Here is a 24,011-nt window from a genome sequence, read left to right as displayed (position 1 = left end):
TGCAACGAGGGGGCCGCGGGAAACGGCCCCCTCTCCTGAGGAGAGGGGAAGCGATGAGCAGCTCGAGAAAGATGTTGAAGATTATCGCCATGGTGTCCGCTATCACGGGCCTTGCCATGCTGACGTTTGGCCTGGCTGTTGCCGGTGCGGGTCTGTTTGGCGGCACCGCGATTTCGGGTACGGACGCGGCGTCCCTGTACATGGGCGTTTCCGGCGTGTCGGGCCTGTGCTTTGTGGTGATGGGCCTCATGGGCATGCGCGCGTCGAACGTGCCGTCGCGTAGCGGCACCGCGGTCGCGACCTCGCTCGGCTGCCTTGCGGTCACTGCCGTGGCGGTGCTGTTCTGGTCGTGGCAGGGCTTTGTGAAGATCGACGTGCCGAACGCGATCCTGCTGGTTGTGGGCGCGGTTGAGGCACTCGCCGTCCTGATGCTCGCGCGCAAGGTCAAGAAGGAGCACGCTACCTGGCACTAGTCGCACTTGGGGTTATCCCGTTCGTTCGGGTGCGATCCTTGGACGCCTCCGGCTTGGGTGCGGCTCCTGCCGGCCCCCGCGGGGTGCGGCGTCTGCCTGCCCCCCGCAGGGTGCGTGAGCTTATGAACGATTTTGATGGCAGAAAATGGAGCTTGTGAACGATTCGTTCACAAGCTCCATTTTTGTACGCATATCTACCTGCGGAAACAATATCGCCAAAATGAACAGTAGGGGGTTAATCGTTCATATTCTGTCTTTGCCTATTTCCCATGCACCCGACTCGCGCGTTCAATGCGTCCGCGCGCGACCTGCCCGCCCGCGCCGGGTCCGTACCAGGCCCGCCCGCGCGCACCAGACCCGCGCGCTATCGGCCTGCCCGCATCGGGCGCATGAACGCCCTCGTCCAGCGGAATTTGAGGGCCCGTGCGAACGGGCGCTCAAAGACGGGCGCGGCGCACACGAGCGTGACCGCGGCTGTTGCGGCGGCGACCGCAAGTGCGCCGGGCACCGCCTCGGCCATCCATGGGAAGTCGTAGAGCGGCGTGTGGAAGGTGAGCCATGCGCGGATTAGGCGATGCAGCACGTAGACTTGAAGCGTACGGCGACCGAGGGTGGTGAGCGCGCCTCGATGCTCGGGCGCCAGGCGGATCAGGGTGACGGAGAACAGCGCGCCTATCCCGAGCGCGGTGAGCTTTTGCAGCGCTCCCATAAGAAGGCCATGCTCATAGGGGTTGTCGCCATAGACCATGGGAAAGAACCACTCGTGCGCATCGGGGTCGATCACGCGTATGGCGGCAATCACGAGAGCGATCGCAACTGCGCACGCTGCTCCTCGCCAGTTGCGAATGCGCAGGATGTCCTGCGGTTTTAGGTAGTACCCGAGCGCGAAGTACGGCAAAAACGCGATGGTTCGGCTGATGGCGAGCAAGCCGCTCGAGAGATCGACCATGCCCCACAGCACCGACACAGCGAGAGCGAGTGCCAGGCCTCGTTGGGGGCCCAGATGCGAGAGCGCCGGGGTCAGTGTGTACCAACATGCCATGGAGACCAGATACCACGGCGCTGACGTGAACGAGAGGATGCGCGCGGGCGTGAGCGCTGCGCCGTTGACGAGCGCGAGCGCTATCTGGAAGCCAAAGCCGAGAACGAGAAAACTCAAAATGCGGTCGACGTTGAGCTTGCCTCCACGGTACGCGCCCTTTGCGAACAGGCCGGACATGAACACAAATAACGGCATGTGGAATAGGTAGATGATGTCGAAGACTGCGCTGAGGACGGGATTCTCGTTGTGGATGGGGTGCGCTATGTGGCCGAGGACCACCAGGATGATGAGGATACCCTTGATGTTGTCGAACAGGGCGATTCTTTCGCCCCCGCGTTTTTCCACGCCCAACCCCTTTCGTTGCGCACGAAGCTCTCATGCTAACAAGACGGAAGCGTCTGCATCGTTGCCGTAAGATATCTGCATATATGACGTAAGCGGTCGGGCTCGTCGTATGCGGTCCGTCCTTGGGCGAGAGGGGCTTTTGTGAACCTGGATACAGTGAAGGTCGGTTTCATCGGATTTGGCAATATGGCGAGCGCCATGGCGGATGGCTGGATTGCCAGCGGTGCGGTTTTGGCGGAGAACATGTGCGCCTGCGCCGGCCGTTTCGATGCGCTCAAGAGTCGCTGTGAGGAACGCGGTATGCACGCGTTCGAGGATGCGGCCGCAGTGATCGAGGCCGTCGACGTGGTGGTTGTTGCGGTTAAGCCCTACATGATCGAGCGCGTGCTGGGCCCGGTGGTGCAGCTCCTCGCAGACAAGGTGGTGCTTTCGGTCGCGGCTGGTTGGGACTGCGAGGCGTATGAGCGCGTCATTCCGGGGACGCGTCATCTCTCGACGGTGCCCAATACCCCGGTCGCCATCAACGAGGGCGTGATTGCCTGCGAGAAGGCCTCCACGCTCAGCGAGGGCGACCATGACCTCGTCTTCGCCCTGCTCGATCTGCTCGGTACGCCGGTCGAGGTCGAGACGCGCCTGCTCTCCGTCGCCGGAACGGTGGGAGGCTGCTCTCCGGCGTTCATAGCCATGGTTATCGAGGCCCTTGCGGATGCCGCGGTCAAGCACGGGATTCCGCGTGCCACGGCCTACCCCATGGTGAGCCAGATGATGGTTGGAACCGCCAAATTGCAGCTTGCGACTGGCATGCACCCCGGTGCGATGAAAGATGCCGTTTGCTCTCCCGGCGGCACCACGATCCGCGGCGTGGCGGAGCTCGAGGCGGCGGGCATGCGCTCGGCTTTTATCCGCGCTATCGACGCGATCGAGGGGTAGATTTTTGCAAGACGAAACACGGATGAAATCTTGTTGACTGCATTCCGCTAAAGCGCGATACTGCAACAGTCCACTTTAGTAGACGGGAGCGCATCCCGCGCGAACGTCGGAATCACAAAGGGTTTTAAAGTCATGCGTCATCTTTGCCTAAACATTCTCAGCATTATTAGCTAGCACGGGTTGGCAAGATGTGTCGCCCGTGCGTTCACGGGCGGCTGATAGCTGATGGGGGCCGTCGTATTGTATCGACGGCCCCCATTTTTTTCTGACTTTGACACTCAAGAGGGGGAGGAACTATGAACGGAGTCGTATTGATGGTGGTTGCCGCGGCAGTTTTGGCCGCAGGTTACCTGGGTTACGGAAGGTGGCTCGCGAGTAAATGGGGCGTCGACCGAGAGGCCCTCACGCCGGCGTGCCGCATGGAGGATGGCAAGAACTTCTCGCCGGCGTCCGCCTTCACCGTCTTCTCGCACCAGTTCAGCTCGATCTGCGGCGCGGGCCCCGTCACGGGCACCATCGTCGCCATGGCGTTCGGTTGGCTTCCGGTCGTACTGTGGGTTCTCGTGGGCGGCATCTTCTTTGGCGCGGTGCACGATTTCGGCGCGCTGTACGCCTCGATGAAGAACAACGGCAAGTCCCTCGCCCAGCTCATCGAGAAGTACATCGGCCGCACGGGGCGTCGTCTGTTCCTGCTGTTCTGCTGGTTGTTTTGCCTGATCGTGATCGCGGCGTTCACCTCCATGGTCGCCGGCACCTTCAAGTTCACGCCTGATGCCGCGGGCGCGGTCGATTTTGCCAAGTCCTATGCCGCCGGCTGCGCGGGCACAATCTCGATCCTGTTCACCTTCGTCGCCATGGCCTTCGGTTGGGCCTGTCGCAAGTTCAACCTCACGGGCGCCAAGCAGTTCGCTACGGGCGTCGTCCTCATGGTCGCCATGTTCGCTGTTGGCATGCAGTTCCCCGTCTACCTCGACCTTAATGGCTGGATCGCAGTCGTCATGGTGTACCTGGTGTTTGCCGGTGCCATGCCTATCCAGACCCTCAAGCAGCCGCGCGACTACCTGACTTCCATCATGATGATCGTCATGATCGTGTGCGCCGTCCTCGGCATCGTGGTGCTCGGCGCCAAGGGCCAGGCCATCATCACCGCCCCGGTGTTCACGGGCTTTACCTCCGCTTCCGGCATGATGTTCCCGGTCCTGTTCGTCTCCGTCGCTTGCGGTGCGCTTTCCGGCTTCCATAGCCTGGTGTCCTCGGGCACGTCCTCCAAGATGGTCGAGAACGAGGCCGATGCGGTGAAGGTCGGTTACGGCGCTATGGTCGTGGAGTCCTTCGTGGGCATCCTCGCCATCATCATCGCCGGCATCATGTTCTCCGATATGAACACTGCCGGCACGGGTGCCCTCAACGGCGGCGTTGCCTCCACCCCGTTCGCGATCTTTGCCACCGGCATCGCCCGCGGTATGCAGGCGTTCGGCATCGACGGCACCGTGGCCACGGTGTTCATGACCATGAACGTTTCCGCCCTCGCCCTGACCTCCCTCGACGCGGTTGCCCGCATCGGCCGCACTTCCTTCTCCGAGTTCTTCGCCGCGAGCAACGACGCTCTGGCCGTTGAGAGCGAGAAGGCCGGCGCCATGAAGGTCCTCGGAAACCCCTGGTTCGCCACCGTGGTGACCCTGCTGCCCGGCTTGGCCCTCACCTTTGGCGGTTACCTCAACATCTGGCCGCTCTTCGGCGCCTCCAACCAGCTGCTCGGAGGCATGACCATGATCACCTTGGCCGTGTTCTGCAAGTGCACCGGTCGTAAGGGCCTGATGCTCTACGTGCCCGTTGCGTTCCTGCTCGTGTGCACCTTCACCTCGCTCGGCATGAGCATCGCCGGCTGCGTGACGGCGCTGCAGACGGGTGGCATGGCCGTTATGGCCACCTCTGGCCTGCAGCTCGTGTTCGCCGTGCTCTTGGTTGCGCTCGGCCTGATCGTCACCGGCAATTGCCTGAAGGAGCTGCGCGGCAAGGAGTTCGGCTCCATGCCCGACGAGGAACCCGAGTGGTCCGAGATGGGCGCCCGCGACTACCGCACCGGCAAGTTCTCCGGTAAGGGAGAGGTTTCCGAGGGCGTGGCCGTTGAGGCGTAAAACCGCTTGACGGGGGCTTCCCGCGCGCGGAAGTTTGCATCATGACGGGTCGGTCGCAGTTGCGGTCGACCCGTTTTGTCTTGCTGGAGACATTGCCGCGGTGTGAAGCGGGTGTCCGCCGCGATACGCTCGCCGCGCCCGCTGGGTATAATGGTTCAACATCGAATTGACCCGACTTGGACCGACGGTCCTACTAAGGAGTAATCATGGGCAAGGGTATGAGTTTTGTCGCTGGCGTTGCCGTGGGCGCTGCCGCGGGTGCCGTCCTGGGCGTCATGTTCGCCCCGCGCTCCGGTTCCGAGACCCGCGCCATGGCCGCCGATATGGCCAACGACGCCTGGGATTCCGCGCGCGATATGTATGAGCAGGGCGTTGACCAGGCCCGTTCCGCCATGGGCGACTTCGGCCCCACCATGGACGCCGCGACCGACGAGCTGCGCGCCAAGGTCGACCTCGCCCGTGAGCGTATGGACCAGCTGCGTGAGCAGCTCAATGTTGCCGTCGCCTCCGGCACCGTGACCCCTGCCGCCGACGTGGTGGTGGAGACGGTCGCTCCCGAGGCCCCGCTCGACCCCGCCCAGGCCTAAGCGCCCCTTCGCCACGCATATGCTGGCAGGTGATTTCGCGGGAATGAAGCTGTACAGGCTTCCCGCGCAGGACAAGAAACTCAAAAAAGACGGAACGCCGCGCGATCCCAAGAAGATCGGCAAGTTCCACTGCCCGGTGTTCACGCCGGATGGGACGCAAGTCGTGGGCTTCATGCTCAAGATGCCCGACATCGCGGGCATGATCAAGCAACCCGACCGCTTCGTCGCCTACGACGCAATCGCCGCCGGTGCCGAGGAGATCGTCGTCAAGGAGGATCGCGCCGCGTTCGACACTGCGGCAGCCAAGCGCTTGGGCATTGATCTGGACGCGTGTCTCATCTGGACGGGAATGGATGTGCGCACCGTTTCGGGGGGGCGCGTGGGCTACTGCGCCGACGCCGACTTCAACCTCCGCACCGGAAAGGTCAACGCTTTTATCCTCACCGAGGGTGGGGCCTCCAACGCGCTCGTCGGCCATAGGGAGATGCCCGCGAGCATGCTCAAGGGCTACCGCGACGGCGCGATGATCGTCGAAGACGCCGCGGCGAATCTCGAGTTCTCGGGCGGTGCCGCAGCCAAGGCAGCCGAGGCGAGCGTAAAGGTTGCCGCAAAGGCGTCTGAGGTGACCGCCAAGGCCAAGGTCCAGGCAAAGAAGGGCGCCGCCGTCATCGACGAGAAGGGCTCAAAGGCCCTCGATAAGGGCAGTCGCGCCTTGGGCAAGCAGCTCGGAAAGACGAAGGGCATGTTCGGCGCCTTCGTGAGCGAGTACAAAAAGGCCGCGGGGACCCCCGCCAAGGGATCGGGGAAGAAGTCCTAACCGCCGCCGTTGCGCGTATATGACATTCGACGGACGGGAGAACCATTGCCTAACTACACCACCTCCTATTCCACCAAGAACAAGCCTCGCTATCGCAAGAACACGAACGGGCGCCTCTCCGGCGCCCGTAAACCGCCGCGTCGCCGTGACGCACAGTATTTGCGTCGGACACAGGGCTTTGGCGGGCGTCGTCGCTCCGGCCACGGCTATGGTGGAAATGACCGCCGCCCTTACGCGATCATCGTGGTGGGCTGTGCTTTTCTGCTCTTTGTGGCGAGCATCGTGTGGTACGCAAATCGCAGCGTCGAGATAACGCTGAACGGCGAGGCCGCAAAGGTCCGTATCAATTCCTCCATCGAGCGCGTCATCCGCGAGAAGGAGCTCGAGCCGCGCCCGGGCAATTTGCTCGCCGTCGACGACTCTGTTCTTGAGAAAGGCGGCGGCACCGCCTGCACCGTCGAGCTGAATGGCAAGGCCATCGACAACGATCACCTGGACGAGGTCGAGCTTACGGGCGGCGAGAAGCTCGAGGTCGGTGACGGCAAGGACATCTACGAGAAGCATGACGTCGAGGCGACCGTCATCGAGCCCACGCTCACCATCGACGGGACGGGTGCGCTGCGTTTTGTGCAGACATGGGGCGTGCCCGGTCGTTCCGAGGTCTGGACCGGAAAAAAGACCGGCATCGTGGCCGATAGGGGCGTTGTCGAGGATGTGGTGAACGCCGAGGTGACCTGCACCACGATCACGCCGGACACCAAGGGGAAGAAGTACATCGCTTTGACGTTCGACGAGGGCCCCAGCTCGCGTACATCCGAGATATTGGACATCCTCAAAGAGAAAGATGCCAAGGCGACGTTCTTCGTCTCCGGCGATAAGGTGGCCGCGGCTCCCGCTGCGGTCAAGGCGATTGCCGAGTCGGGCAATGAGCTTGGCACCAATGCGTATTCCGACGTCAACCTGGGCGAGCTTTCTGCCTCCGACCTGCGCTCGCAGCTTTCCGACAGCTTTGCCGCCGTGAAGAAGGCGGGCGGCGGAAAGGTCTCGCTCGTGCGCCCGCCGTTCGGCGAGTTCTCCGAGCAGAACTGGGCCGATGCCATGGATATGGTGAGCGCGGTTGTTTCCTGGAACGTCGACTCGGGCGACTGGCTGCTGCCGGGTGCTGCGACCGTTGCCGATACCGTGGTCGGCTCCGTTCGCAACGGCAGTATCGTCCTGCTCACCGACAACGAGACAACCTGCGCACAAACCGTGGAGGCGCTGCCGCAGATCATCGACCGTCTTCAGGCCGAAGGATACGAGTTCGTTACCCTGTCCGAGATGATCGCCACCGATGACGACCTCAAGGACCTGGTGGACCTCTCAGAGGTGAGGATGCCCAAGAAGGCGAGCCTGCCCGTGGTGCAGAAGGACTCCGAGCAGGGTGAGTGATCGTTTGGGAGCTTCCTCGAGCCCGGTTTGTTCGAGGTCCCGCTGCCTATGGGCGAGGTGTGCCCTACGAGGTGCGTTTACCATCTGCTGATAATGGACGTGCCGTCACAAGCGGGCGGCATGGTATAGTAAAAGCGGCTGTGCCCACGGGCCGGCCGCATATTTTTTGCAGTTTGAGGGTCACGAGAAAGGCCTGAGGTGAAACCTAAACCCCGACCACACAGTCGCTGACCCCTGCGAGTGACTCCTTCGCGCGCAGCGCGACAGATGAGCGCCCGCCGGGGTGCATCTGCATATTGAAGGAGCACTATGAACTACTTTTCCGAAATGCTCAGACTCCCGGTCGTGGATGCGGCTGGCGAGAAAATCGGTGTCGTGAACGACTTGGGCATCGCCACGGGCGAGGTCTTTCCCCGTGTCACCGCGCTGGCCTTCCAGGGCCCGGGCAAGACGCCCTTCATGATCTCGTGGCGCAAGTACGTCGAGCGCTTTGACGAGGACGGCGTGTACCTCAAGTATCCCGCCACCGACATCCGCTTCTCCTACCTCCAGCCCGACGAGGTTCTCCTCGCGCGCGACATCATGAACAAGCAGATCGTCGACACGCAGGGCATGAAGGTCGTGCGAGTGAACGACATCAAGCTGTCGGCCACCGGCGACAACCAGCTGCGCCTGCTCGGCGCCGAGGTGGGCGCCCGAGGCCTTTTGCGCGCCATCCACCCGCTGTTCGAACGCGTGAGCGTGAAGGTGGCGCAGATGCTCGGCAAGCCGCTCGCCGAGGACATCATCGCCTGGTCCTATATGGACCTGCTCGAACGTTCCACCAAGCAGATCAAGCTCTCCGTTTCGCACAAGACCCTCTCCGAGCTCCATCCTGCCGACATCGCCGACATCATCGAGCAGCTCGATCCGCGCTTGCGCACGCAAGTGTTCGCCCAGCTCGACACCGAGCAGGCGGCCGAGGCCATTACCGAGCTCGACGACGATGAGCTCATGACCGAGATGCTCGAGGGCCTGTCCGACCGCGAGGCGTCTACGATGCTCGCCACGATGGACCCCGATGACGCTGCGGCGCTCATCGAGGAGCTCGATTACGAGAAGGCCGAGAAGCTCCTGCGCCTTATGGGCGTCAAGGAGGAGAAGGCCATTCGTAACCTGCTCGGATACGAGGAGGATACCGCCGGCCGTATCATGACCAACCAGTTCGTGGCGCTTCCCGCCACGGCCACGGTCCAGGATGCCATCGACGCCCTCCGCGGTCTCGACGAGGACTTCGAGAGCATCTATTACGTCTACACCACCGATGTCGAGGGCGCGCTGACGGGCGTGCTCTCCATGCGCTCACTCGTGGTGGCCGAGCACACCGACCGCCTCAAGGACTTGGCGTATCGCGATGTGGTGTGGGTTGCCCCGGACCTCGATCAGGAGCTCGTGGCCGACGAGATGACCAAGTACGACCTCGTCGCGATTCCCGTTTGCGATGAGAGCCGTCATATCCTGGGCATCGTCACGGTCGACGACGCCCTCGACGTTATTGCCGAGGAGCACGCCGAGGACCTGCAGATCGCCGGTGTCTCCGTGAGCGAGAACAACGCGGGCGAGTCTACGCACGCGTTCTCCTGGTTCGCCCAGCGTCAGTACTGGGTCCTGGTGTGGGCTATCGCCGCCTGCGCCATCGCGGCCATCGTGGTGACGCCGTTCGAGAGCCTGGGCCACATGGGCGAGGCGGGCGCCCGCGAGATCGTTACGGGCCAGGGCATGATGGCCCTCATGCCCATCGCCATCATGCCAGTGGTCCTGCTGGCGTCCATGCGCATGGTGTCTTTTGTGAAGAACAGCTACCTCGAGTACGATGAGCGCGACGACGAGCCCAAGCCCTATCTTGGGTTCTTCCTCAAGACCACGTTCATCGGCATCGTGTTGGCCGCCGTCGTGTTCTTGTGCGGTGAGCTCATAGCGACGACTCTGTTCGCCGAGGCCAACCCCTGGGCGGCGAGCGCGCTGCTCGACTGCTTCAAGGGTGCCGCGGCGGTCATCGTCGCGACGTACGCCAGCGCCGTCATTTATTTCTTCGTTCTGTTCCGCAGCGACGAGAAGGACCAGAACATCTCTGGCACTTCGCTCACGTTCGCAGCGGTTCTGCTTTCCGCCCTCGCCTACACCGTGCTCGGCGCGGTGCCGCTTCTGTAGGGTGTGATCGAGGGCATGGAACAAGCAACTAAGAAGAAACTGACTGTCGCGGCCGTGCTGGGTGCCATGGGCCCCGGCCTGCTCGCCGCGCTTTCCGGCAACGACGCTGGCGGTATCGCAACCTATTCGAGTGCGGGCGCGAGCTACGGTTACGCCACGTTGTGGATGCTTCCCGTGATGGCGCTGCTGCTCATCGTCGTGCAGGAGACGGCGGCTCGTTGCGGCTGCGTCACGGGCAAGGGCTTCGCCTCACTTATCCGCGAGAAGTTCGGCGCGCGCAAGACGGCGCTCGCCATGGTGGCGCTCCTCATCGCCAACACCGCGGTCACCATCTCCGAGTTCGCGGGTATTGCGAGCGGCCTTGCGTTGTTCGGCATTCCCAAGACGGTGTCGGTGCCGCTTATGGGCCTGCTCATTTGGCTGCTCACCATGAGTGGCAGTTTCCGCCGGATTGAGAAGATTCTGCTGCTCGTGAGCTGCGTCTTCGTGACTTATGTGGTCGCTGCGTTTTTGGCTGGCCCCAACTGGGGCGAGGTGGCGCTTTCCACGGTGACGCCGCATCTGATCCCCGAGCCGAGTTACGTCTCGCTGCTCGTCGCTACGATCGGCACCACCATCGCGCCGTGGATGATCTTCCTGGCGCAGAACAACGTGGTCGATAAGAACGCTGACGAGTCCGATATCGTCCTGCAGCGCATCGACACCACCACCGGTTCCGTCATCGCCTGCGCCATCGCATGGTTCATCATCATCACGACCGGCGCGGTGCTGTATCCCGCCGGCATCGAGGTCGCCGACGCCGCCGACGCCGCTCTCGCGCTGGAGCCCATCGCCGGCGAGTTTGCCACGGTGCTGTTCGCTGCGGGTCTTGTCGCGGCGAGCTTCCTTGCCGCCTGCGTGCTTCCCGGCGTGACATCCTCCGCGGTTTGCGAGGCGTTCGGTTGGGAGCGCGGCGCCGACCGCAGCTGGAATGAGGCACCGGTGTACCGCGGCATCATCACGGTGATTATCGTGGCGTCTGCCGCGCTTGTGATCATGCCCGGCGTGGACCTATTCCAAATCATGATGAGCGCCCAGGTCATCAACGGCGTGTTGCTGCCCATCCTGCTTGTGTTCCTCGTTTTCATCGCCAGTGACAAGCACATCATGGGACGATTCAAGAACAGCCGTCTGTGGAACGTGCTCACCTGGGCGACCATCGTCCTCATCACGGTCCTCACCGTCGTGATGTTCGTCCTTCAGGCGCTGGGATACTAGCACGGAGGGAGCCTGCCGCGCGGGGCACGGCTACTTCGATGGCATCTCAATCGGCTTCAGATCGAGGGTGCATGCCGTCTTCAGGCTGTCCAGGGTGCGCTGGGCAACCATGAGACGCTCGTCGTCACCATCTTCCAGGTGGACGGGCAGGTAGCGCGCGACCTGATCGTCGATGAGCTGAACGTATTCGGCCGCACCGGCGTTTGAGAGGTGAATGCCGTCGCCGTCGAACAGATCGTTGCGGTTGGCGCTGTAGGCAAACCAATCGATGAGAATCACGTTGTCATAGCGCTCGGCCGCATCGGAGAGCACGCGGTTGTTCGGCTCGCACCAGGGGCGGGCGGCGCGATTGTTCACGAACGCCACGATGCGCTTGTCGCCGGCCAGCTTCATGAGCGTGTCGACATCCTGCGCGGAGAAGGGGCCGTTCGTACCCAGGGCAAATACGGCGATGCGCCCGGCGAGTCCTTGGTCGACGAGACTGCGATACACATCGATGCCAGCGGTGAACTGACGGTTCATGGCGGCGTCGATGTGGCCGTGGGGGAACGTCTGCGTGAAGGTCTCAACGGCGCGCAGCGAGACGGAGTCGCCGACCATCGTGATGTCGTAGGCGCCCTCGGGAACCGCGTTGCCAGGTTCGCTCGCGCCGTCTTGCGCAGGCGCATCGGTGCTCGGCTTGCCGGCGTCGTTCGAGCCCTGCAGGAGGGCGGCGCCGTCCTCGCTCAGCGCGGAGGTGGCGGGGACGAACACGATGCCGCCAAGTGCCACGAGGCCCGTGATACCGGCGAGCGCCAGCGGGATCGCCTTCGCGCGAACCCAAGTGGGCCTCGTTTCCTTGTTGCGCAGCTGTGCGAGGATGCGGCCTTCGGCGCCATGGCGAAACGGCGTCTCGATAAAGCGGTAGCACAGCTCAGAGACCCCAACCACGACGGCGACCTGGCAGAGGTAGACCCACCAGGGCTTGGCGCTCACGTCGCTGGCCGGGTTCATAAGCAGGAGCAGCGGATAGTGCCACAGGTAGATGCTATAGGAGCGCTGCCCGAGCCAAACGAGGGGCTTGGCCGAGAACAGCTTGGCCAGGCGGCTATGCGCCTGCGCGCACGCGGCGACGACCATCAGCGTGAATAGCGATGCGAGCAGGATGCCGCCGCGGTAGGGGAAGGCGGTGTAGCCGTTGCTGAAGACGACGAGCAGCAGCAGGCCGACAAGGCCGAGGGCTCCGAGTGCGTCGAGCGGGCCCGCGCCGAGATGCTTGGGCGCCTCGCGGTTGAGTTTGTGCGCGGCGGCCCGCCATGCTCCCTGTGCGGCCTGCGTGAGCCGTGCGTTGGGGACAAACGCAAGCCAGGCGCCGAGAAGCAGGGAAAACGCGCGCGTGTCCGTTCCGTAGTAGATGCGGCTCGGATCGGCTCCGGGATTGTAGAGGACCGCCATCTCGATGGCGGAGACCGCGGCGAGGGCGAGGGCGGCGCGTCCGATGCGGCGATGCGGCTGGCCTGCGCGTAGGGCGAACATGAGGGCCACGGGCCAAACGAGGTAGAACTGCATCTCGATGGCCAGGGACCAGAAATGGGTGAGCGGCGAGGGGTCGCCCACGGCGTTGAAGTAGGACTGCTGGTTGAAGATCTGCCACCAGTTGTTGAGGAAGAGCGCCGAGGGGAGGATGTCGGGTCGCATCTTGGTAAGCATGACGTGGTTGAACAGCGTGCACAGTGCCGCGCTCGCCACAATGACCGTGACGATCGCCGGGATGAGTCGGCGTAGGCGACGCTGCCAGAACCCCTTGAGGTCGATGCGCCCCGTGCCGTCGTATTCGGAGAGCAGCAGGCGTGTGATCAGGTAGCCCGAGAGGACGAAGAAGATTGTGACGCCCTGCATACCGCCGGGTGCCAGGTTGGGGCTGAGATGGTAGAGCACGACGGCGGCGACGGCGAGCGTGCGGATCCCGTCGAGCGCCGGGATGTACGCCATGCGCCCGGGACGGGGTTCGGATTCGATGGGCGCTTTCGCGCCGTGACCGGCGGGGTCGTGAATCGCCTCGGCGTTGTCCGAAGCGGCGTGACGGGGCCCTTGTGCGCCATCGTGCGCGGATGCCTCGAGGGAATGGGTGTGTTTGGATGACATGACCAAGGTGGAGTCTTTCTCATGAGTTCGTTTGCTGGTCTACCGCGATTCTAGCGCGTATCCGTGTGCGTGAATCGCATGCGCCGTGACTGTTCTGTAAGCGTGGCGGTCACGTTTGACGGACGGGTCAAAACGCAAACGCCCCGCTGGCCAAAGGGCTCGCGGGGCGCTGGTTCGGTCTGCTGGAGGTCGTTAGAACTTGACCTGCGGCACCTCGCGGGACGCCTCTGCGGCCTCGAAGCCCGAGCGCTGCTTGAACTGGAAGATGCCGGCGAAGATGTTGCCGGGGAACGTCTGGATGCCGTTGTTGTAGTTGAGCACGCAGTCGTTGTAGCTCTGACGGGCGTAGGAGATCTTGTTCTCGGTGTCCTCAAGCGAAGCCTGGAGCTGCGTGAAGTTGGCGTTGGCCTTGAGATCGGGGTAGGCTTCGGCAACCATGAGCAGCTGGCGCAGCGCCCCGGTGAGGGCGTTGTCCGCGGCCATCTTCTCCTCGGGAGTGGCGGCGGTGGTCGCGGCAGTGCGGGCCTGGGTCACGGCGTCGAGCGTTTCCTGCTCATGAGCGGCGTAGCCCTTGACGGTTTCCACGAGGTTGGGGATGAGGTCGTTCCTACGCTGCAGCTGCGTATCGATGTTCTGCCATGCGTTGTCGACGCGGTTGCGCAGGGTGACGAGGTTGTTGTAGATGCCGGCGATGCCCATGACGATGGCCACGACGACGATGACGCCGATGATGAACGGGAGTCCCATATGTGCCCCATTTCCGTGTTGGCGCTCAGGCGCCGAGCTTGTTGTTCGTGGTCCAGTATACCCGTCGCGTCAAGGTGCATCCTCGAGTGCTCTGCCAGCGGTTGGCAACATTCGTTCATCAAACCTGATATGCGGTGGGCAAATTGTTGAAGGGCCCTTGCGATATTCACATTGCGTACTAGGATAGGTGACAGATATCACTTATCTATCTATCTGACGAGACGAGGATAGATAGCGTACGGATGAACAACGGAGACGGTGGACATGGACCTGCGCATTCAGAAAACGTATCGCTCGCTTCTGACGGCATTTACCAAGCTGCTCGAAAAGCACCGCTACGAGGACGTGAGCGTTGCCATGCTGTGCGAAGAGGCGATGATCCGCCGCACGACGTTTTACAAGCACTTCGCCGATAAATCCGAGTTCTTCAGCTTCTTTGTGGACAGCCTTCGCATCGAGTTGGTCAAGTATGGCGAGGCCAGGGCAGAGGAGCTGCGTCTGGCGAAGGGCGAATCGGCAGAAGACGATCCCCTTGTCGTGAATGTCGAGGAGGGCATTGCGATTCTGCGGGCTTTGGTCGATTTCCTGCTCGAGCACGCCCAGCTCGTCGACAACATCCTGGACAGCTCCATGAGCGGAATGATGTTGCTCATGATTGAGGACCGCGTGGCCGAGATCCTGCGCGAGCGCTACCATGCTCACTCCAAGGCGCGCGGGGAGGATCCGCTCGCGTTCGCCTCCGCTTCCGAGTTCGCCGCTGGCGGCATCGTGCGTCTGTTCGGCAAGTGGTGGATGCGCGGCCATGATCCACAGACCGAGGGCGATTTGGTGAACACCGCGGAGACCATGGTCCTGCGCGTCTTGAGTCGGTAATGACAAAAGCGAGCCTTTCCGGGCTCGCTTTTTTAATCAACCTGGCGCAAGAGAGGGATTCACCGGGCGGCTTTGCCGCCCTCGATCCGCTGCGCGCCTGCGGCGCTTGCGGGCTTCGCCGGAAAACGCTCCGCGTTTCCTCAGCTCCGCACCCTCGCGGGTTCGAATCCCTGAGAGGGCAACAAAAAAGCGGGCCGTTCGGGCCCGCTTCTGCAATCAACCTGGCGGAGAGAGAGGGATTCGAACCCTCGGAACACTTGCGTGCTCAACGGTTTTCAAGACCGCCGCATTCAACCGCTCTGCCATCTCTCCGGCGCGTTGGGTAATGATAGCATCGAACGCGATGTGACGTGCGCGGGGTTTGCCCGCGCGGTGCGAGAGGTACGGGGTTGCCGGGATGAAGCCAGCCGATGAGATGCCGAGACCAGCGGTGTCGCGTGAAGACGACGAACGCTTCATGCGCGAGGCGCTCGCCGAGGCGCGTGCTGCCGCCGAGGTCGGCGAGGTGCCGATCGGCGCGGTTGTGGTCCACGAGGGCACGATCATCGCCCGAGCCCACAATAGGCGCGAGCTGGACGAAGACCCCTCGGCGCACGCCGAGTTCCTCGCCATGATGCAGGCGGCGCGCACGCTTGGGAGATGGCGCCTGAGTGGTTGCACCGTCTACGTCACGCTCGAGCCCTGTCTCATGTGCTCGGGCCTCATGGTCAACGCGCGCATCGACCGGTGTGTATACGGTGCGGCCGATCCCAAGGGCGGCGCGCTCGGAACGCTCTACGACGTGAGTGCCGACCCTCGCCTGAACCATGCATTCCCGGTTGCCTCGGGCATTCTGGAAGACGAGTGCGCTGCGGAACTGCGTTCGTTCTTCCGCAGGTTGCGGGGCGCGCGTCGCGAGGAGGGGGCCGAGGGCCCGCATGACGTTTCGCGCCTGGAGGCCCTGGAGGGCGCTTTGGGCGGCGATTGCGGGAAAATGCCCGCGCCAGTCCTGATGAAAGCTTCCGCGGCCTTTGGGCGTCCGCCCATGCGCTCCCATCGCCCGACGGCTCCGGCGCGCAAAGGTGAGATGCGGGGCCCCCTCAATGTGGTGCTCGCCATCGATTCGTTCAAGGGGTGCGCTACGAGCTCGCAGGTCGAAATGTGGCTTGCCGAGGGCATGCGCCGCGGGGGCGATGACGTGCGCGTTGCGGAGATTCCCGTGGCAGATGGGGGAGAGGGCACCGTCGAGGCCCTGCGGCGCCCGCTCGGCGGCGAGGTGCGCAGCATGTCTGTGCCCGCGCCGGTTGCCGGGCATGTCGATGCATCCTACCTGTTTTTCGATGATGCCCAGGGTCGTAGTGCCGTGATAGAGATGGCCCAGGCTGCCGGAATCGGCCTGTCCCCCCGGAGTCATGAGGCGGCACGTGCCGCCACGACCCGCGGCGTGGGAGAGCTGATTGCCGATGCGGTATCGCGGGGGGCCGAGACGGTGTATGTCGGCCTCGGCGGCAGCGCCACCGTGGACGGCGGTGTTGGGATGCTGCAAGCGCTGGGCGCGCGCGTGCTCGATGCGTCGGGTGGGCAGGTCGTCCACGGGCTTTATGGCGTTCGCGACATCGATGCAATCGACTTGGCCCCCGCACGGGCTGCGCTCGCCGGTGTGCGGCTTGTCGCGCTGTCGGATGTGAAGAGTCCGCTCGTGGGCCCACGCGGCGCCGTGCGCATGTTCGGCCCCCAGAAGGGCTTGGGTGACGGCCTTTCCGAGGCTGAGCGCGATAAGGTGCTCGCGGCATGCGACGGTTGGATGGCTGCGTACGGGGCACGCCTTACGGCGGCGCGCGATGCGCTTGACGGGAGTGCCGAGCAGGTGGGGCATCCCGGCGCTCGGCCCAAATCCCTACTCGGCGTCCCCGGCTCCGGCGCTGCGGGCGGCCTGGGGGCCGCACTGCTCGCGCTTGGTGCCGAGCTCATGCCCGGCATCGAGGCCGTGCTCGGCATGGCCGGGTTTGACGACGCTGTTCGCGCTGCCGATCTGGTGGTTACGGGCGAGGGCGCCGTCGATGCGCAGACCGCCCAGGGCAAGGTCCCCGTGGGAGTGGCCCGCCGTGCGAAGCATCTGCGTCCCGACGTGCCTGTGATTGCGGTATGCGGCTCTCGCGAAGATGAGCTCGAGGCAGTGTATGCCGCGGGTGTCGATGCGGTGCTTCCCGTGGGGGCGGCTCCGCAGGCGCTCGATGAGGCCCTGGATCCCGATTGTGCTCGCAGGAACCTGCGGATGGTGGGTGAGACCGTCTACCGCCTGGCGACGATGACGTAAGGTATCCGCACTCGGGGTGTGGGCTCGCCGTGTTGGAGCTGGACGAGTCGCGCCCGAGCGGCTACTATAGTCAAGCACGCCTCGCGCGTTCGATGGGTTCGGGTGACGATATGTTCCGAACCTGGTCAGGTCCGGAAGGAAGCAGCCATAAGGAGCCTCTGACGGGCACCCGTTCCCATCGAGCACACGGGGCGTTTTTCTGTGCCGATGCCCCCTGGGGCAACCGAGATCCCTCCCAGAGCAATAGATGCGATGGCGTTCCTGGAGCGCCTATCATGCCGTGCGGACATAATTGCCCGCGCGGTCGAGTTTCTCGACAGTATATACACGAACATACGTTCTATTTTTGGGTATACTGATTGCACGGAGACAGGCGAGAGAAAGGGGACGGCGATGGATGTATTCGACAGCGGTGCGGTGTTGTTCGCGAGCGAGGAGGAGGGGGAGCACCTGAGGATCGAGTGCGCGGTTACGTCAGAGGGGTCGCTTCGTATCGTGCAGGAAAGTTCAGGTCCATTGACGCAGTGGAGCTTCAGGGAGAGTCCTCATACGGTCGAGGCGATGATAGATCCGGCGGGCGTCGGCGAGCTTTTGGGCTATTTCCATCTGGATGCCGCGCATCAGCTGCCCGCGGTATTGCGTTTGGAGTACACGGGTTATGAGTGCTTCTCAAGCCTATGCGACCTGATGAAGCGCCTCGCTATCCCGTATGAGATCAGGGAGGCTGCGATCGTGAGATAGTTGTCAGTCTTGATGCGAGATTACAATAATTGGAAAAAATGCTAATTTTTCCTTGACGCTATGCATCACTGATGGCAATATATACCACGCGTTGCGGCGTTACCTCAGCTGGATAGAGGGTCTGACTACGAATCAGAACGTCACAGGTTCGAATCCTGTACGCCGCACCAGTCGAATTTGAGAGCCCCCGGAAACGGGGGCTTTTCTTTTGCCGAGCCATCGGCTTTTGGCCCTGATCTCCTGCTAGAAAAAAATTTGAAATTGTGGGTTGACGCCACTGGGGTGCAATGGCAATATATACCACGCGTTGCGGCGTTACCTCAGCTGGATAGAGGGTCTGACTACGAATCAGAACGTCACAGGTTCGAATCCTGTACGCCGCACCAGTCGAATTTGAGAGCCCCCGGAAACGGGGGCTTTTCTTTTGTAGCGGCTCTTTACAGCACGAATTCGTTGCAGAGTGAATTTGAATGCGGGAAGTAAAAACGCCCATCCGGATCGAACCGGATGGGCGTTTCGCGTTCCTCGGTCAGGGGCGCATGGAGATGGTGCCAGCTTATGCAGCGCGAGCCATGGCCTGGTCGAAATCGCGGGTCCCCTTGAAGACCTCGTGCTTAAAGGGGTTCACGCCGAGCTTCTTGGCACGGTGCATGATGTAGGCGAATGCGACGACGTTCACGATGAGAGCGATAAGGGAGACGGCGAGATTGACGCTCGGGTTGTTCACGGAGCTGACGGAGAAGACGCTGTAATCCTGGAACATGGGGAACACCTGGGCGAACATGCACCACAGAGCAAGGGTGTTCGCGCGGTTCTGAATCCAGCCGCCCTTGTTCCAGAAGAAGTTGGCGACGGTGGGCGCGAGCAGCAGGGCAAGGCCGCAGTACCACGCATGCGTGGGGAGGCAATTGTAGGTGTAGCAGAAGTTCCACAGGTCATAGGCGAGGATGTAGACCCAGGTCATATCGGGCCAGAGCATGTCGTCGCCCTTCTTGGAGCGGTAGATGCCCCACCAGCCGGTCATGCAAAAGATGTTGATGAGGCCGGCGATGCCGTTGAAGACATTGTGCCATCCGCCCATGAGGACGACGCCCTCGGTGGACACCCAGGTGGTGCCGAAAGCACGCATGGCGCTCTCGAAATCAGAGGCAACCGCGATGAGGATGTTGATGGCGACGATGGCAAAGGGGAACACCTTGAAAGCCTCGCTGCGGCCGAGTTTGCCCCAGCCGTACTTGAGCATCATGAAGCCGATGCAGCCGGCGGTCGCGGCGTAGAGTTTGGCATAGTGGAACCAGCTGCCCATGTGCAGATACGTGGGATTGTCGAGAGCCCACTCCATGCCCATGCCGGCGCACACATAAATCGAGATGAAGTACACCGTGAGCACGGCGGGAATGCCGAGGAAACACACGATGCCGCCGGTTTTCGAGCGGCGTGCGACTTCGTTGGCGGCGATCAGGCTCACGAAGACCATGATCCAGCCAAGCCATTGATACATGGCGTTTTCGCCATACACCTGGAACAACATAGGTTCCCCTTTCTATACAAAGCCCCCTATGGGCCTGTTGACAGAGTGTCAAAATTTACGGCATGAAGGAACGCGCGGGGCGGTGCCTTGGATGCGTCCGGCCCCATGCGAAAATGGGCGAGCTACCGCTCGGGGCAGCGCTCCGGATATTTCGCGGTGTAACCCTCGATATGCAGGGTGCTTGCGATGATGTCTTTGATGGTGCCCTCCGGCGCATCGGGATGGGTGCGCACAAACATGATGAGTCCGGTGATGAGGACGTAGAACGTCTCATAGAGGTGGTCGATCTGCACTTCATGATGCGCGGCGAAGTCGACCACAGTCGACGAGCATATGTATCGGGCGAGACGGTCGGCCGCGCGATGGACGAACGAGGCATACAGGGCGGCATTGCCGCTGTGGACGACCGATTGCGACATGACGTCGCCCTTTTTCACGATCATGTTCTTGAGCATATGCGCGACGGAGTCCAGAGACCCCTCGATATCCCCGCTGACACGCGATTCGTTCCACGCAGTGAGTTGCTCGACAAACGAATCGATGCTCAGGTCGAGAACGGCCTGCAGTGCGTCTTCCTTGGTGGGGAAGTAGTGGTAGAACAGCGATCTTGTGCATCCCGCGCGCGATGCGACGGCCGAGATCGACAGGCGGCTCAGCCCATCTTCGACCACGGTTTGGCGTACGGCCGCGAGGATCTCGTCACGACGGTCGTCGTGCGTCAAACGTTCGTGATGTCTGTTCGCATCGGAAGCCATGGGGCCCTCTCCGTCAAAGTCGCTCATTTACCGATTACAGTCTTGACCGCTGTTGACAAAACGTCAATATGTAATTTGACGAAGTGTCAACAAGTTTTGCCGAGCGGTGCGAGGCGATTGCGGGGAGTGCATGTGCGCTGGCGACCAGAGGGGTTGTTGAGCGAAGCTTCCGGAATAGGAGGAGGACCCATGAGCGATGTCCGCGTGATCGAGGTTAAAGAGAGCGTGTTCGCCGACAATGACCGCAAAGCCGATGAGCTGCGAGAGGAGTTGCGCGAGCGGGGGACCTTCCTGTTGAATCTGATGTCGAGTCCGGGTTCCGGCAAGACGACCACGCTTTCGCGCACGATCGCGGCGCTCAAGGACGAGATGTCCATCGCGGTGATGGAGGCCGACATCGATTCCGACGTCGATACGCGCACCATCTTGGGTACGGGGGCTCGCGCCATCCAGTTGCACACCGGTGGCATGTGCCACCTAGATGCCTATATGACCGAGCAGGGTCTCAACGAGCTGTTCTGCGAGGAGGACGAGGCGGGCCGTACGGACCTGGCCATTCTCGAGAACGTGGGCAATCTCGTATGCCCCGCCGAGTTCGATACCGGCGCATCGGCCAACGCGATGATTCTGTCCGTGCCCGAGGGTGATGACAAGCCGCTCAAGTATCCGCTCATGTTCAGCATCTGCGACGTGGTGCTTGTGAATAAGATCGACGCTCTGCCCGTGTTCGACACGTTCAGCATGGAGCGCGTTCGCGAGAACATCCTCATGCGAAATCCGAACGCGACCATCATCCCCATGAGCGCCAAGACGGGCGAGGGCATCGATGTCTGGGCGGACTGGCTGCGCGAGCGCGTCGCCGCCTGGAAGCAGGCCTAGCAAACCTCAATTTAGGGACAGTCCCTAAATTGAGACACCTTCGAACCCCAGGAAAGGAATCCACATGATCGTCAACGGCCCTGGCATCTCGTTCACCGAGCCGGATATCGGCTCCGAGTTCGTCCCGCCGATTCCCGAGAACCCGCGTCCCAAAATCGTGGCGCTGTGCGAGCACTGCACAAACCGCCTGTTGGGGCGCAAGGAGCTCAAGCCTTTTGAGTACTGGGCGTTCGCCGAGGTGACGACCGACGAGATGGCCGACGTTCTGCTTAAGATGAAGATGCGCCGACCCTACACGCTTGGCGATGCGGTCAAGGCCACCGGGCTGGAGGCCGAGCCGCTCGAGAAGCTGCTCGATGAGATGAGCTACATCGGTCTGCTCGAGTACAACTGGGAAAACCCCACCCGCACGAAGCAATGGGTGCTGCCCATGCTCGTGCCCGGTTCGGCCGAGTTCCTCAACATGCGCCAGTCCCAGATCGACGAGCATCCTGCTGTGGCGAAGTTTTTTGAGCAGGCCTCCAAGGGGGCCCTTGCCAGGGCCACGCCGATGGTGCCGCCCGGAGGCGCGGGAATCGGCATGCACGTCATCCCGGTCGAGCAGGCGATCCAGATGGAGGACCGCTCCGTCTCTATCGAGCACATCGAGCATTGGCTCGACAAGTACGAGGGCAAGTACGCAGCGAGCCCGTGCAGTTGCCGTATGAGCCGCGCGAAGTTGGGCGAGGGTTGCGGTGACGACCCGAACGACTGGTGTATCGCGGTGGGTGACATGGCCGACTACGTGGTGGAGACCGATCGCGGCCACTACATCACGCGCGAGGAGGTTTACGAGACCCTGCGCCAGGCCGAGGCCAACGGCTTTGTGCATCAGATCACCAACATCGACGGCGAGGACAAGATCTTCGCCATCTGCAACTGCAACGTGAACGTGTGCTATGCGCTGCGCACCTCGCAGCTGTTCAACACGCCCAACCTCTCCCGCTCCGCATATGTGGCGCGCACCGAGACCGACAAGTGCGTGGCCTGCGGCCGATGCGTCGAGGTGTGTCCCGCGGGCGCGGTAAAGCTCGGCCAGAAGCTGTGCGCCGCGAGCACGGGGGAGGTGCCGGAGTATCCCAAGCAGGAACTGCCCGACACCGTGAAGTGGGGCCCGGAGAAGTGGAGCCCCGATTATCGGAACAAGAACCGCATCGAGACCTATGACACGGGAACAGCCCCGTGCAAGACCGCGTGCCCGGCTCACATCGCGGTGCAGGGGTACCTCAAGCTCGCGGCGCAGGGGCGTTATCGCGACGCGCTCGCCCTCATCAAGCGCGAGAATCCGCTGCCGGCGATTTGCGGCCGCATCTGCAACCGCCGTTGTGAGGACGCCTGCACGCGAGGGCGCATCGATTCGGCGGTTGCCATCGACGAGGTGAAGAAGTTCATCGCCGAGCAGGACCTCGCAGCCGAGCATCGCTACGTCCCCGAGGTGGTGGCGCCCACGCGCACTGGGGGCTTCGACGACAAGATCGCGGTAATCGGCGCCGGTCCCGCGGGCCTTTCCTGCGCGTTCTACCTGGCAGAGAAGGGCTACAAGCCGGTCATCTTCGAGAAGAACGCGCGCCCCGGCGGCATGCTCACCTACGGCATCCCCAGCTATAAGCTCGAGAAAGACGTGATCGAAGCCGAGATCGATATCATCCGCGAGATGGGCGTCGACATCCGTCTGGGCGTCGAGGTGGGTTGCGACGTCACCCTCGATGAGCTGCGCGAGCAGGGGTTCAAGGCGTTTTATGTGGCGATTGGCTGCCAGGGCGGCCGCCTGCCCGGCATCCCGGGCGAGGGCGCCGAGGGCGTGTCCGTCGCCGTTGATTTCCTGCGTGGCGTAGCCGAGCAGCAAGACGACGGTGGCAAGGCCGAGCCGATGTGCGGTCGCACCATCGTGGTGGGCGGCGGCAACGTGGCCATCGATGTGGCCCGCACCGCAGCGCGCCTGGGTTCCGAGCACGTGGAGATGTTCTGCCTGGAGAGCTCCGAGGACATGCCGGCCAGCACCGAGGAAGTTGTCGAGGCCAATGAGGACGGCGTGCACATCTCCTGTGGCTGGGGCCCGGTCGAGGTTCGCACGGGCGAGAATGGTCGCGTGAGCGAGGTCGTTTTCAAGCGCTGCCTGCGCGTGTTCAACGACGAGGGGCGCTTCGACCCGCAGTATGACGAGAACGAACTGCGAACCGTCGCTGCCGATCGCGTCGTGTTCTCCATCGGTCAGTCGATCGTCTGGGGCGACCTGCTCGAGGGGGAGGCGGTCGAGCTCGGTCGCGGCCAGGGCGCCGTCGCCGATCCCAAGACGTATCAGACCGCACAGCCCGACATCTTCGTGGGCGGCGACGTCTACACCGGCCCCAAGTTCGCCATCGACGCCATCGCCGCCGGCCACGAGGCCGCGGTGTCCATTCATCGCTTCGTGCAGGATGCGACGCTCACCATCGGGCGCAACCCGCGCTCTTACCGCGCGCTGAACAAGGATGACGTCGACTTTGGCAGCTACGATACGGCGAGCCGCGGCGACGCGGTGCACGACTACGAGCGTGAGAAGGCAGAGCCGTTCCGCGAGTACGTGAAGACGTTCACCGAGGAGCAGGTGCGCGCCGAGACCGCCCGCTGCCTGGGCTGCGGCGCGAGCGTCGTGGATGAGAACAAGTGCATCGGCTGCGGTCTGTGCACCACTAAGTGCGCGTTCGATGCGATTCACCTGCATCGCGAGCATCCCGAGTGCTCCAACATGGTGAAGTACGAGAAGAAGGTCCCGAGCCTCGCGAAGTACGCGCTCAAGCGCGAGATCAAGATTCGCTTTGGGAAGAAATAGCCGA

Annotated in this window: 18 protein-coding genes, 3 tRNA genes and 1 other RNA gene; 16 read left to right on the top strand and 6 right to left on the bottom strand. The window is 62.7% G+C overall.

The features are described 5' to 3' along the window. The first annotated feature begins 53 nt into the window (after positions 1-53). Complete coding sequence (locus tag AOBCEHNH_RS00190; protein WP_006723821.1) at positions 54-473, top strand: hypothetical protein; 420 nt, start codon at positions 54-56, stop codon at positions 471-473. A gap of 364 nt (positions 474-837) precedes the next feature. On the opposite strand, the gene AOBCEHNH_RS00185 is transcribed toward AOBCEHNH_RS00190, so the two are convergent. Beyond that, a complete protein-coding gene (locus tag AOBCEHNH_RS00185) occupies positions 838-1,860 on the bottom strand; it encodes an acyltransferase family protein (protein WP_226803158.1) in 1,023 nt (340 codons plus the stop codon). 141 nt (positions 1,861-2,001) lie between these two features. On the opposite strand from AOBCEHNH_RS00185, the gene proC reads away from it, so the two are divergent. The 7 genes from proC to AOBCEHNH_RS00150 all read left to right on the top strand — a co-directional run bounded on the left by proC (position 2,002) and on the right by AOBCEHNH_RS00150 (position 11,210). After that, on the top strand, positions 2,002-2,790 hold the full coding sequence (proC, locus tag AOBCEHNH_RS00180; RefSeq protein ID WP_152062711.1) for a pyrroline-5-carboxylate reductase: 789 nt from the start codon (positions 2,002-2,004) through the stop codon (positions 2,788-2,790). Positions 2,791-3,086: 296 nt separating this feature from the next. Next, the gene (locus AOBCEHNH_RS00175) at positions 3,087-4,928 is read left to right on the top strand and encodes a carbon starvation CstA family protein (RefSeq protein ID WP_152062710.1); all 1,842 of its coding nucleotides are present in this window, start codon (positions 3,087-3,089) and stop codon (positions 4,926-4,928) included. 206 nt (positions 4,929-5,134) lie between these two features. Further along, a complete protein-coding gene (locus AOBCEHNH_RS00170) occupies positions 5,135-5,515 on the top strand; it encodes a YtxH domain-containing protein (RefSeq protein WP_006723817.1) in 381 nt (126 codons plus the stop codon). A 43-nt stretch (positions 5,516-5,558) separates the two neighbouring features. Continuing rightward, positions 5,559-6,332: a PRC-barrel domain containing protein gene (locus tag AOBCEHNH_RS00165; RefSeq protein WP_226803157.1), complete on the top strand. Its 774-nt coding sequence runs from the start codon at positions 5,559-5,561 to the stop codon at positions 6,330-6,332. Positions 6,333-6,377: 45 nt separating this feature from the next. Continuing rightward, on the top strand, positions 6,378-7,763 hold the full coding sequence (locus AOBCEHNH_RS00160; protein WP_226803156.1) for a polysaccharide deacetylase family protein: 1,386 nt from the start codon (positions 6,378-6,380) through the stop codon (positions 7,761-7,763). Positions 7,764-8,072: 309 nt separating this feature from the next. Next, the gene (locus AOBCEHNH_RS00155) at positions 8,073-9,953 is read left to right on the top strand and encodes a magnesium transporter (protein ID WP_152062708.1); all 1,881 of its coding nucleotides are present in this window, start codon (positions 8,073-8,075) and stop codon (positions 9,951-9,953) included. 15 nt (positions 9,954-9,968) lie between these two features. Beyond that, a complete protein-coding gene (locus AOBCEHNH_RS00150; RefSeq protein ID WP_039910709.1) occupies positions 9,969-11,210 on the top strand; it encodes an Nramp family divalent metal transporter in 1,242 nt (413 codons plus the stop codon). Between the two features lie 30 nt (positions 11,211-11,240). Here AOBCEHNH_RS00150 and AOBCEHNH_RS00145 read toward each other — a convergent pair whose 3' ends face one another. Both AOBCEHNH_RS00145 and AOBCEHNH_RS00140 read right to left on the bottom strand, forming a co-directional pair. After that, complete coding sequence (locus tag AOBCEHNH_RS00145; RefSeq protein WP_152062707.1) at positions 11,241-13,334, bottom strand: acyltransferase family protein; 2,094 nt, start codon at positions 13,332-13,334, stop codon at positions 11,241-11,243. 192 nt (positions 13,335-13,526) lie between these two features. Next, positions 13,527-14,081, bottom strand: a complete 555-nt coding sequence (locus tag AOBCEHNH_RS00140; RefSeq protein ID WP_006723811.1) for a LemA family protein — start codon at positions 14,079-14,081, stop codon at positions 13,527-13,529. Positions 14,082-14,345: 264 nt separating this feature from the next. Between AOBCEHNH_RS00140 and AOBCEHNH_RS00135 the strand changes: the two genes are divergently transcribed. Then, positions 14,346-14,954: a TetR/AcrR family transcriptional regulator gene (locus AOBCEHNH_RS00135; protein WP_152062706.1), complete on the top strand. Its 609-nt coding sequence runs from the start codon at positions 14,346-14,348 to the stop codon at positions 14,952-14,954. A 222-nt stretch (positions 14,955-15,176) separates the two neighbouring features. Here AOBCEHNH_RS00135 and AOBCEHNH_RS00130 read toward each other — a convergent pair. Beyond that, positions 15,177-15,266 (bottom strand) — tRNA-Ser (locus AOBCEHNH_RS00130). Positions 15,267-15,351: 85 nt separating this feature from the next. Between AOBCEHNH_RS00130 and tadA the strand changes: the two genes are divergently transcribed. The 5 genes from tadA to AOBCEHNH_RS00105 all read left to right on the top strand — a co-directional run bounded on the left by tadA (position 15,352) and on the right by AOBCEHNH_RS00105 (position 18,377). After that, positions 15,352-17,250, top strand: coding sequence for a tRNA adenosine(34) deaminase TadA (tadA, locus tag AOBCEHNH_RS00125; protein ID WP_152062705.1), 1,899 nt, complete (start codon positions 15,352-15,354; stop codon positions 17,248-17,250). Positions 17,251-17,339: 89 nt separating this feature from the next. Then, an RNA gene (gene ffs / locus AOBCEHNH_RS00120) (signal recognition particle sRNA small type) lies at positions 17,340-17,435 on the top strand. A 208-nt stretch (positions 17,436-17,643) separates the two neighbouring features. Then, positions 17,644-17,991, top strand: coding sequence for a hypothetical protein (locus AOBCEHNH_RS00115; RefSeq protein ID WP_226803155.1), 348 nt, complete (start codon positions 17,644-17,646; stop codon positions 17,989-17,991). A 93-nt stretch (positions 17,992-18,084) separates the two neighbouring features. Further along, a tRNA-Arg gene (locus AOBCEHNH_RS00110) sits at positions 18,085-18,161 on the top strand. Positions 18,162-18,300: 139 nt separating this feature from the next. Then, a tRNA-Arg gene (locus tag AOBCEHNH_RS00105) sits at positions 18,301-18,377 on the top strand. A gap of 170 nt (positions 18,378-18,547) precedes the next feature. On the opposite strand, the gene AOBCEHNH_RS00100 is transcribed toward AOBCEHNH_RS00105, so the two are convergent. Both AOBCEHNH_RS00100 and AOBCEHNH_RS00095 read right to left on the bottom strand, forming a co-directional pair. Next, positions 18,548-19,522: a DUF5692 family protein gene (locus AOBCEHNH_RS00100; protein ID WP_152062703.1), complete on the bottom strand. Its 975-nt coding sequence runs from the start codon at positions 19,520-19,522 to the stop codon at positions 18,548-18,550. A gap of 122 nt (positions 19,523-19,644) precedes the next feature. Beyond that, the gene (locus AOBCEHNH_RS00095; RefSeq protein ID WP_152062741.1) at positions 19,645-20,277 is read right to left on the bottom strand and encodes a TetR/AcrR family transcriptional regulator; all 633 of its coding nucleotides are present in this window, start codon (positions 20,275-20,277) and stop codon (positions 19,645-19,647) included. 189 nt (positions 20,278-20,466) lie between these two features. Here AOBCEHNH_RS00095 and hypB point away from each other — a divergent pair, with 189 nt between their 5' ends. Together hypB and AOBCEHNH_RS00085 are read left to right on the top strand one after the other, a co-directional pair. Beyond that, a complete protein-coding gene (gene hypB / locus AOBCEHNH_RS00090; protein WP_152062702.1) occupies positions 20,467-21,156 on the top strand; it encodes a hydrogenase nickel incorporation protein HypB in 690 nt (229 codons plus the stop codon). A 64-nt stretch (positions 21,157-21,220) separates the two neighbouring features. Continuing rightward, positions 21,221-24,007: an FAD-dependent oxidoreductase gene (locus AOBCEHNH_RS00085; protein WP_193221121.1), complete on the top strand. Its 2,787-nt coding sequence runs from the start codon at positions 21,221-21,223 to the stop codon at positions 24,005-24,007. Positions 24,008-24,011 lie beyond the last annotated feature (4 nt).

It is taken from the genome of Collinsella intestinalis (genome assembly GCF_902501455.1).
GTDB lineage: Bacteria > Actinomycetota > Coriobacteriia > Coriobacteriales > Coriobacteriaceae > Collinsella > Collinsella intestinalis.
This window is presented reverse-complemented; position numbering and strand designations above follow the sequence as displayed.

Bases quoted from the DNA above. Each gene is read 5' to 3' on its own strand.
- AOBCEHNH_RS00135 (WP_152062706.1), top strand. From the start codon at position 14,346: ATGGACCTGCGCATTCAGAAAACGTATCGCTCGCTTCTGACGGCATTT.
- AOBCEHNH_RS00115 (WP_226803155.1), top strand. From the start codon at position 17,644: ATGGATGTATTCGACAGCGGTGCGGTGTTGTTCGCGAGCGAGGAGGAG.
- AOBCEHNH_RS00150 (WP_039910709.1), top strand. From the start codon at position 9,969: ATGGAACAAGCAACTAAGAAGAAACTGACTGTCGCGGCCGTGCTGGGT.
- AOBCEHNH_RS00190 (WP_006723821.1), top strand. From the start codon at position 54: ATGAGCAGCTCGAGAAAGATGTTGAAGATTATCGCCATGGTGTCCGCT.
- AOBCEHNH_RS00155 (WP_152062708.1), top strand. From the start codon at position 8,073: ATGAACTACTTTTCCGAAATGCTCAGACTCCCGGTCGTGGATGCGGCT.
- AOBCEHNH_RS00145 (WP_152062707.1), bottom strand. From the start codon at position 13,334: ATGTCATCCAAACACACCCATTCCCTCGAGGCATCCGCGCACGATGGC.
- AOBCEHNH_RS00095 (WP_152062741.1), bottom strand. From the start codon at position 20,277: ATGGCTTCCGATGCGAACAGACATCACGAACGTTTGACGCACGACGAC.
- AOBCEHNH_RS00175 (WP_152062710.1), top strand. From the start codon at position 3,087: ATGAACGGAGTCGTATTGATGGTGGTTGCCGCGGCAGTTTTGGCCGCA.
- AOBCEHNH_RS00100 (WP_152062703.1), bottom strand. From the start codon at position 19,522: ATGTTGTTCCAGGTGTATGGCGAAAACGCCATGTATCAATGGCTTGGC.
- AOBCEHNH_RS00170 (WP_006723817.1), top strand. From the start codon at position 5,135: ATGGGCAAGGGTATGAGTTTTGTCGCTGGCGTTGCCGTGGGCGCTGCC.
- tadA (WP_152062705.1), top strand. From the start codon at position 15,352: ATGAAGCCAGCCGATGAGATGCCGAGACCAGCGGTGTCGCGTGAAGAC.
- AOBCEHNH_RS00140 (WP_006723811.1), bottom strand. From the start codon at position 14,081: ATGGGACTCCCGTTCATCATCGGCGTCATCGTCGTCGTGGCCATCGTC.
- AOBCEHNH_RS00085 (WP_193221121.1), top strand. From the start codon at position 21,221: ATGATCGTCAACGGCCCTGGCATCTCGTTCACCGAGCCGGATATCGGC.
- AOBCEHNH_RS00165 (WP_226803157.1), top strand. From the start codon at position 5,559: ATGAAGCTGTACAGGCTTCCCGCGCAGGACAAGAAACTCAAAAAAGAC.
- hypB (WP_152062702.1), top strand. From the start codon at position 20,467: ATGAGCGATGTCCGCGTGATCGAGGTTAAAGAGAGCGTGTTCGCCGAC.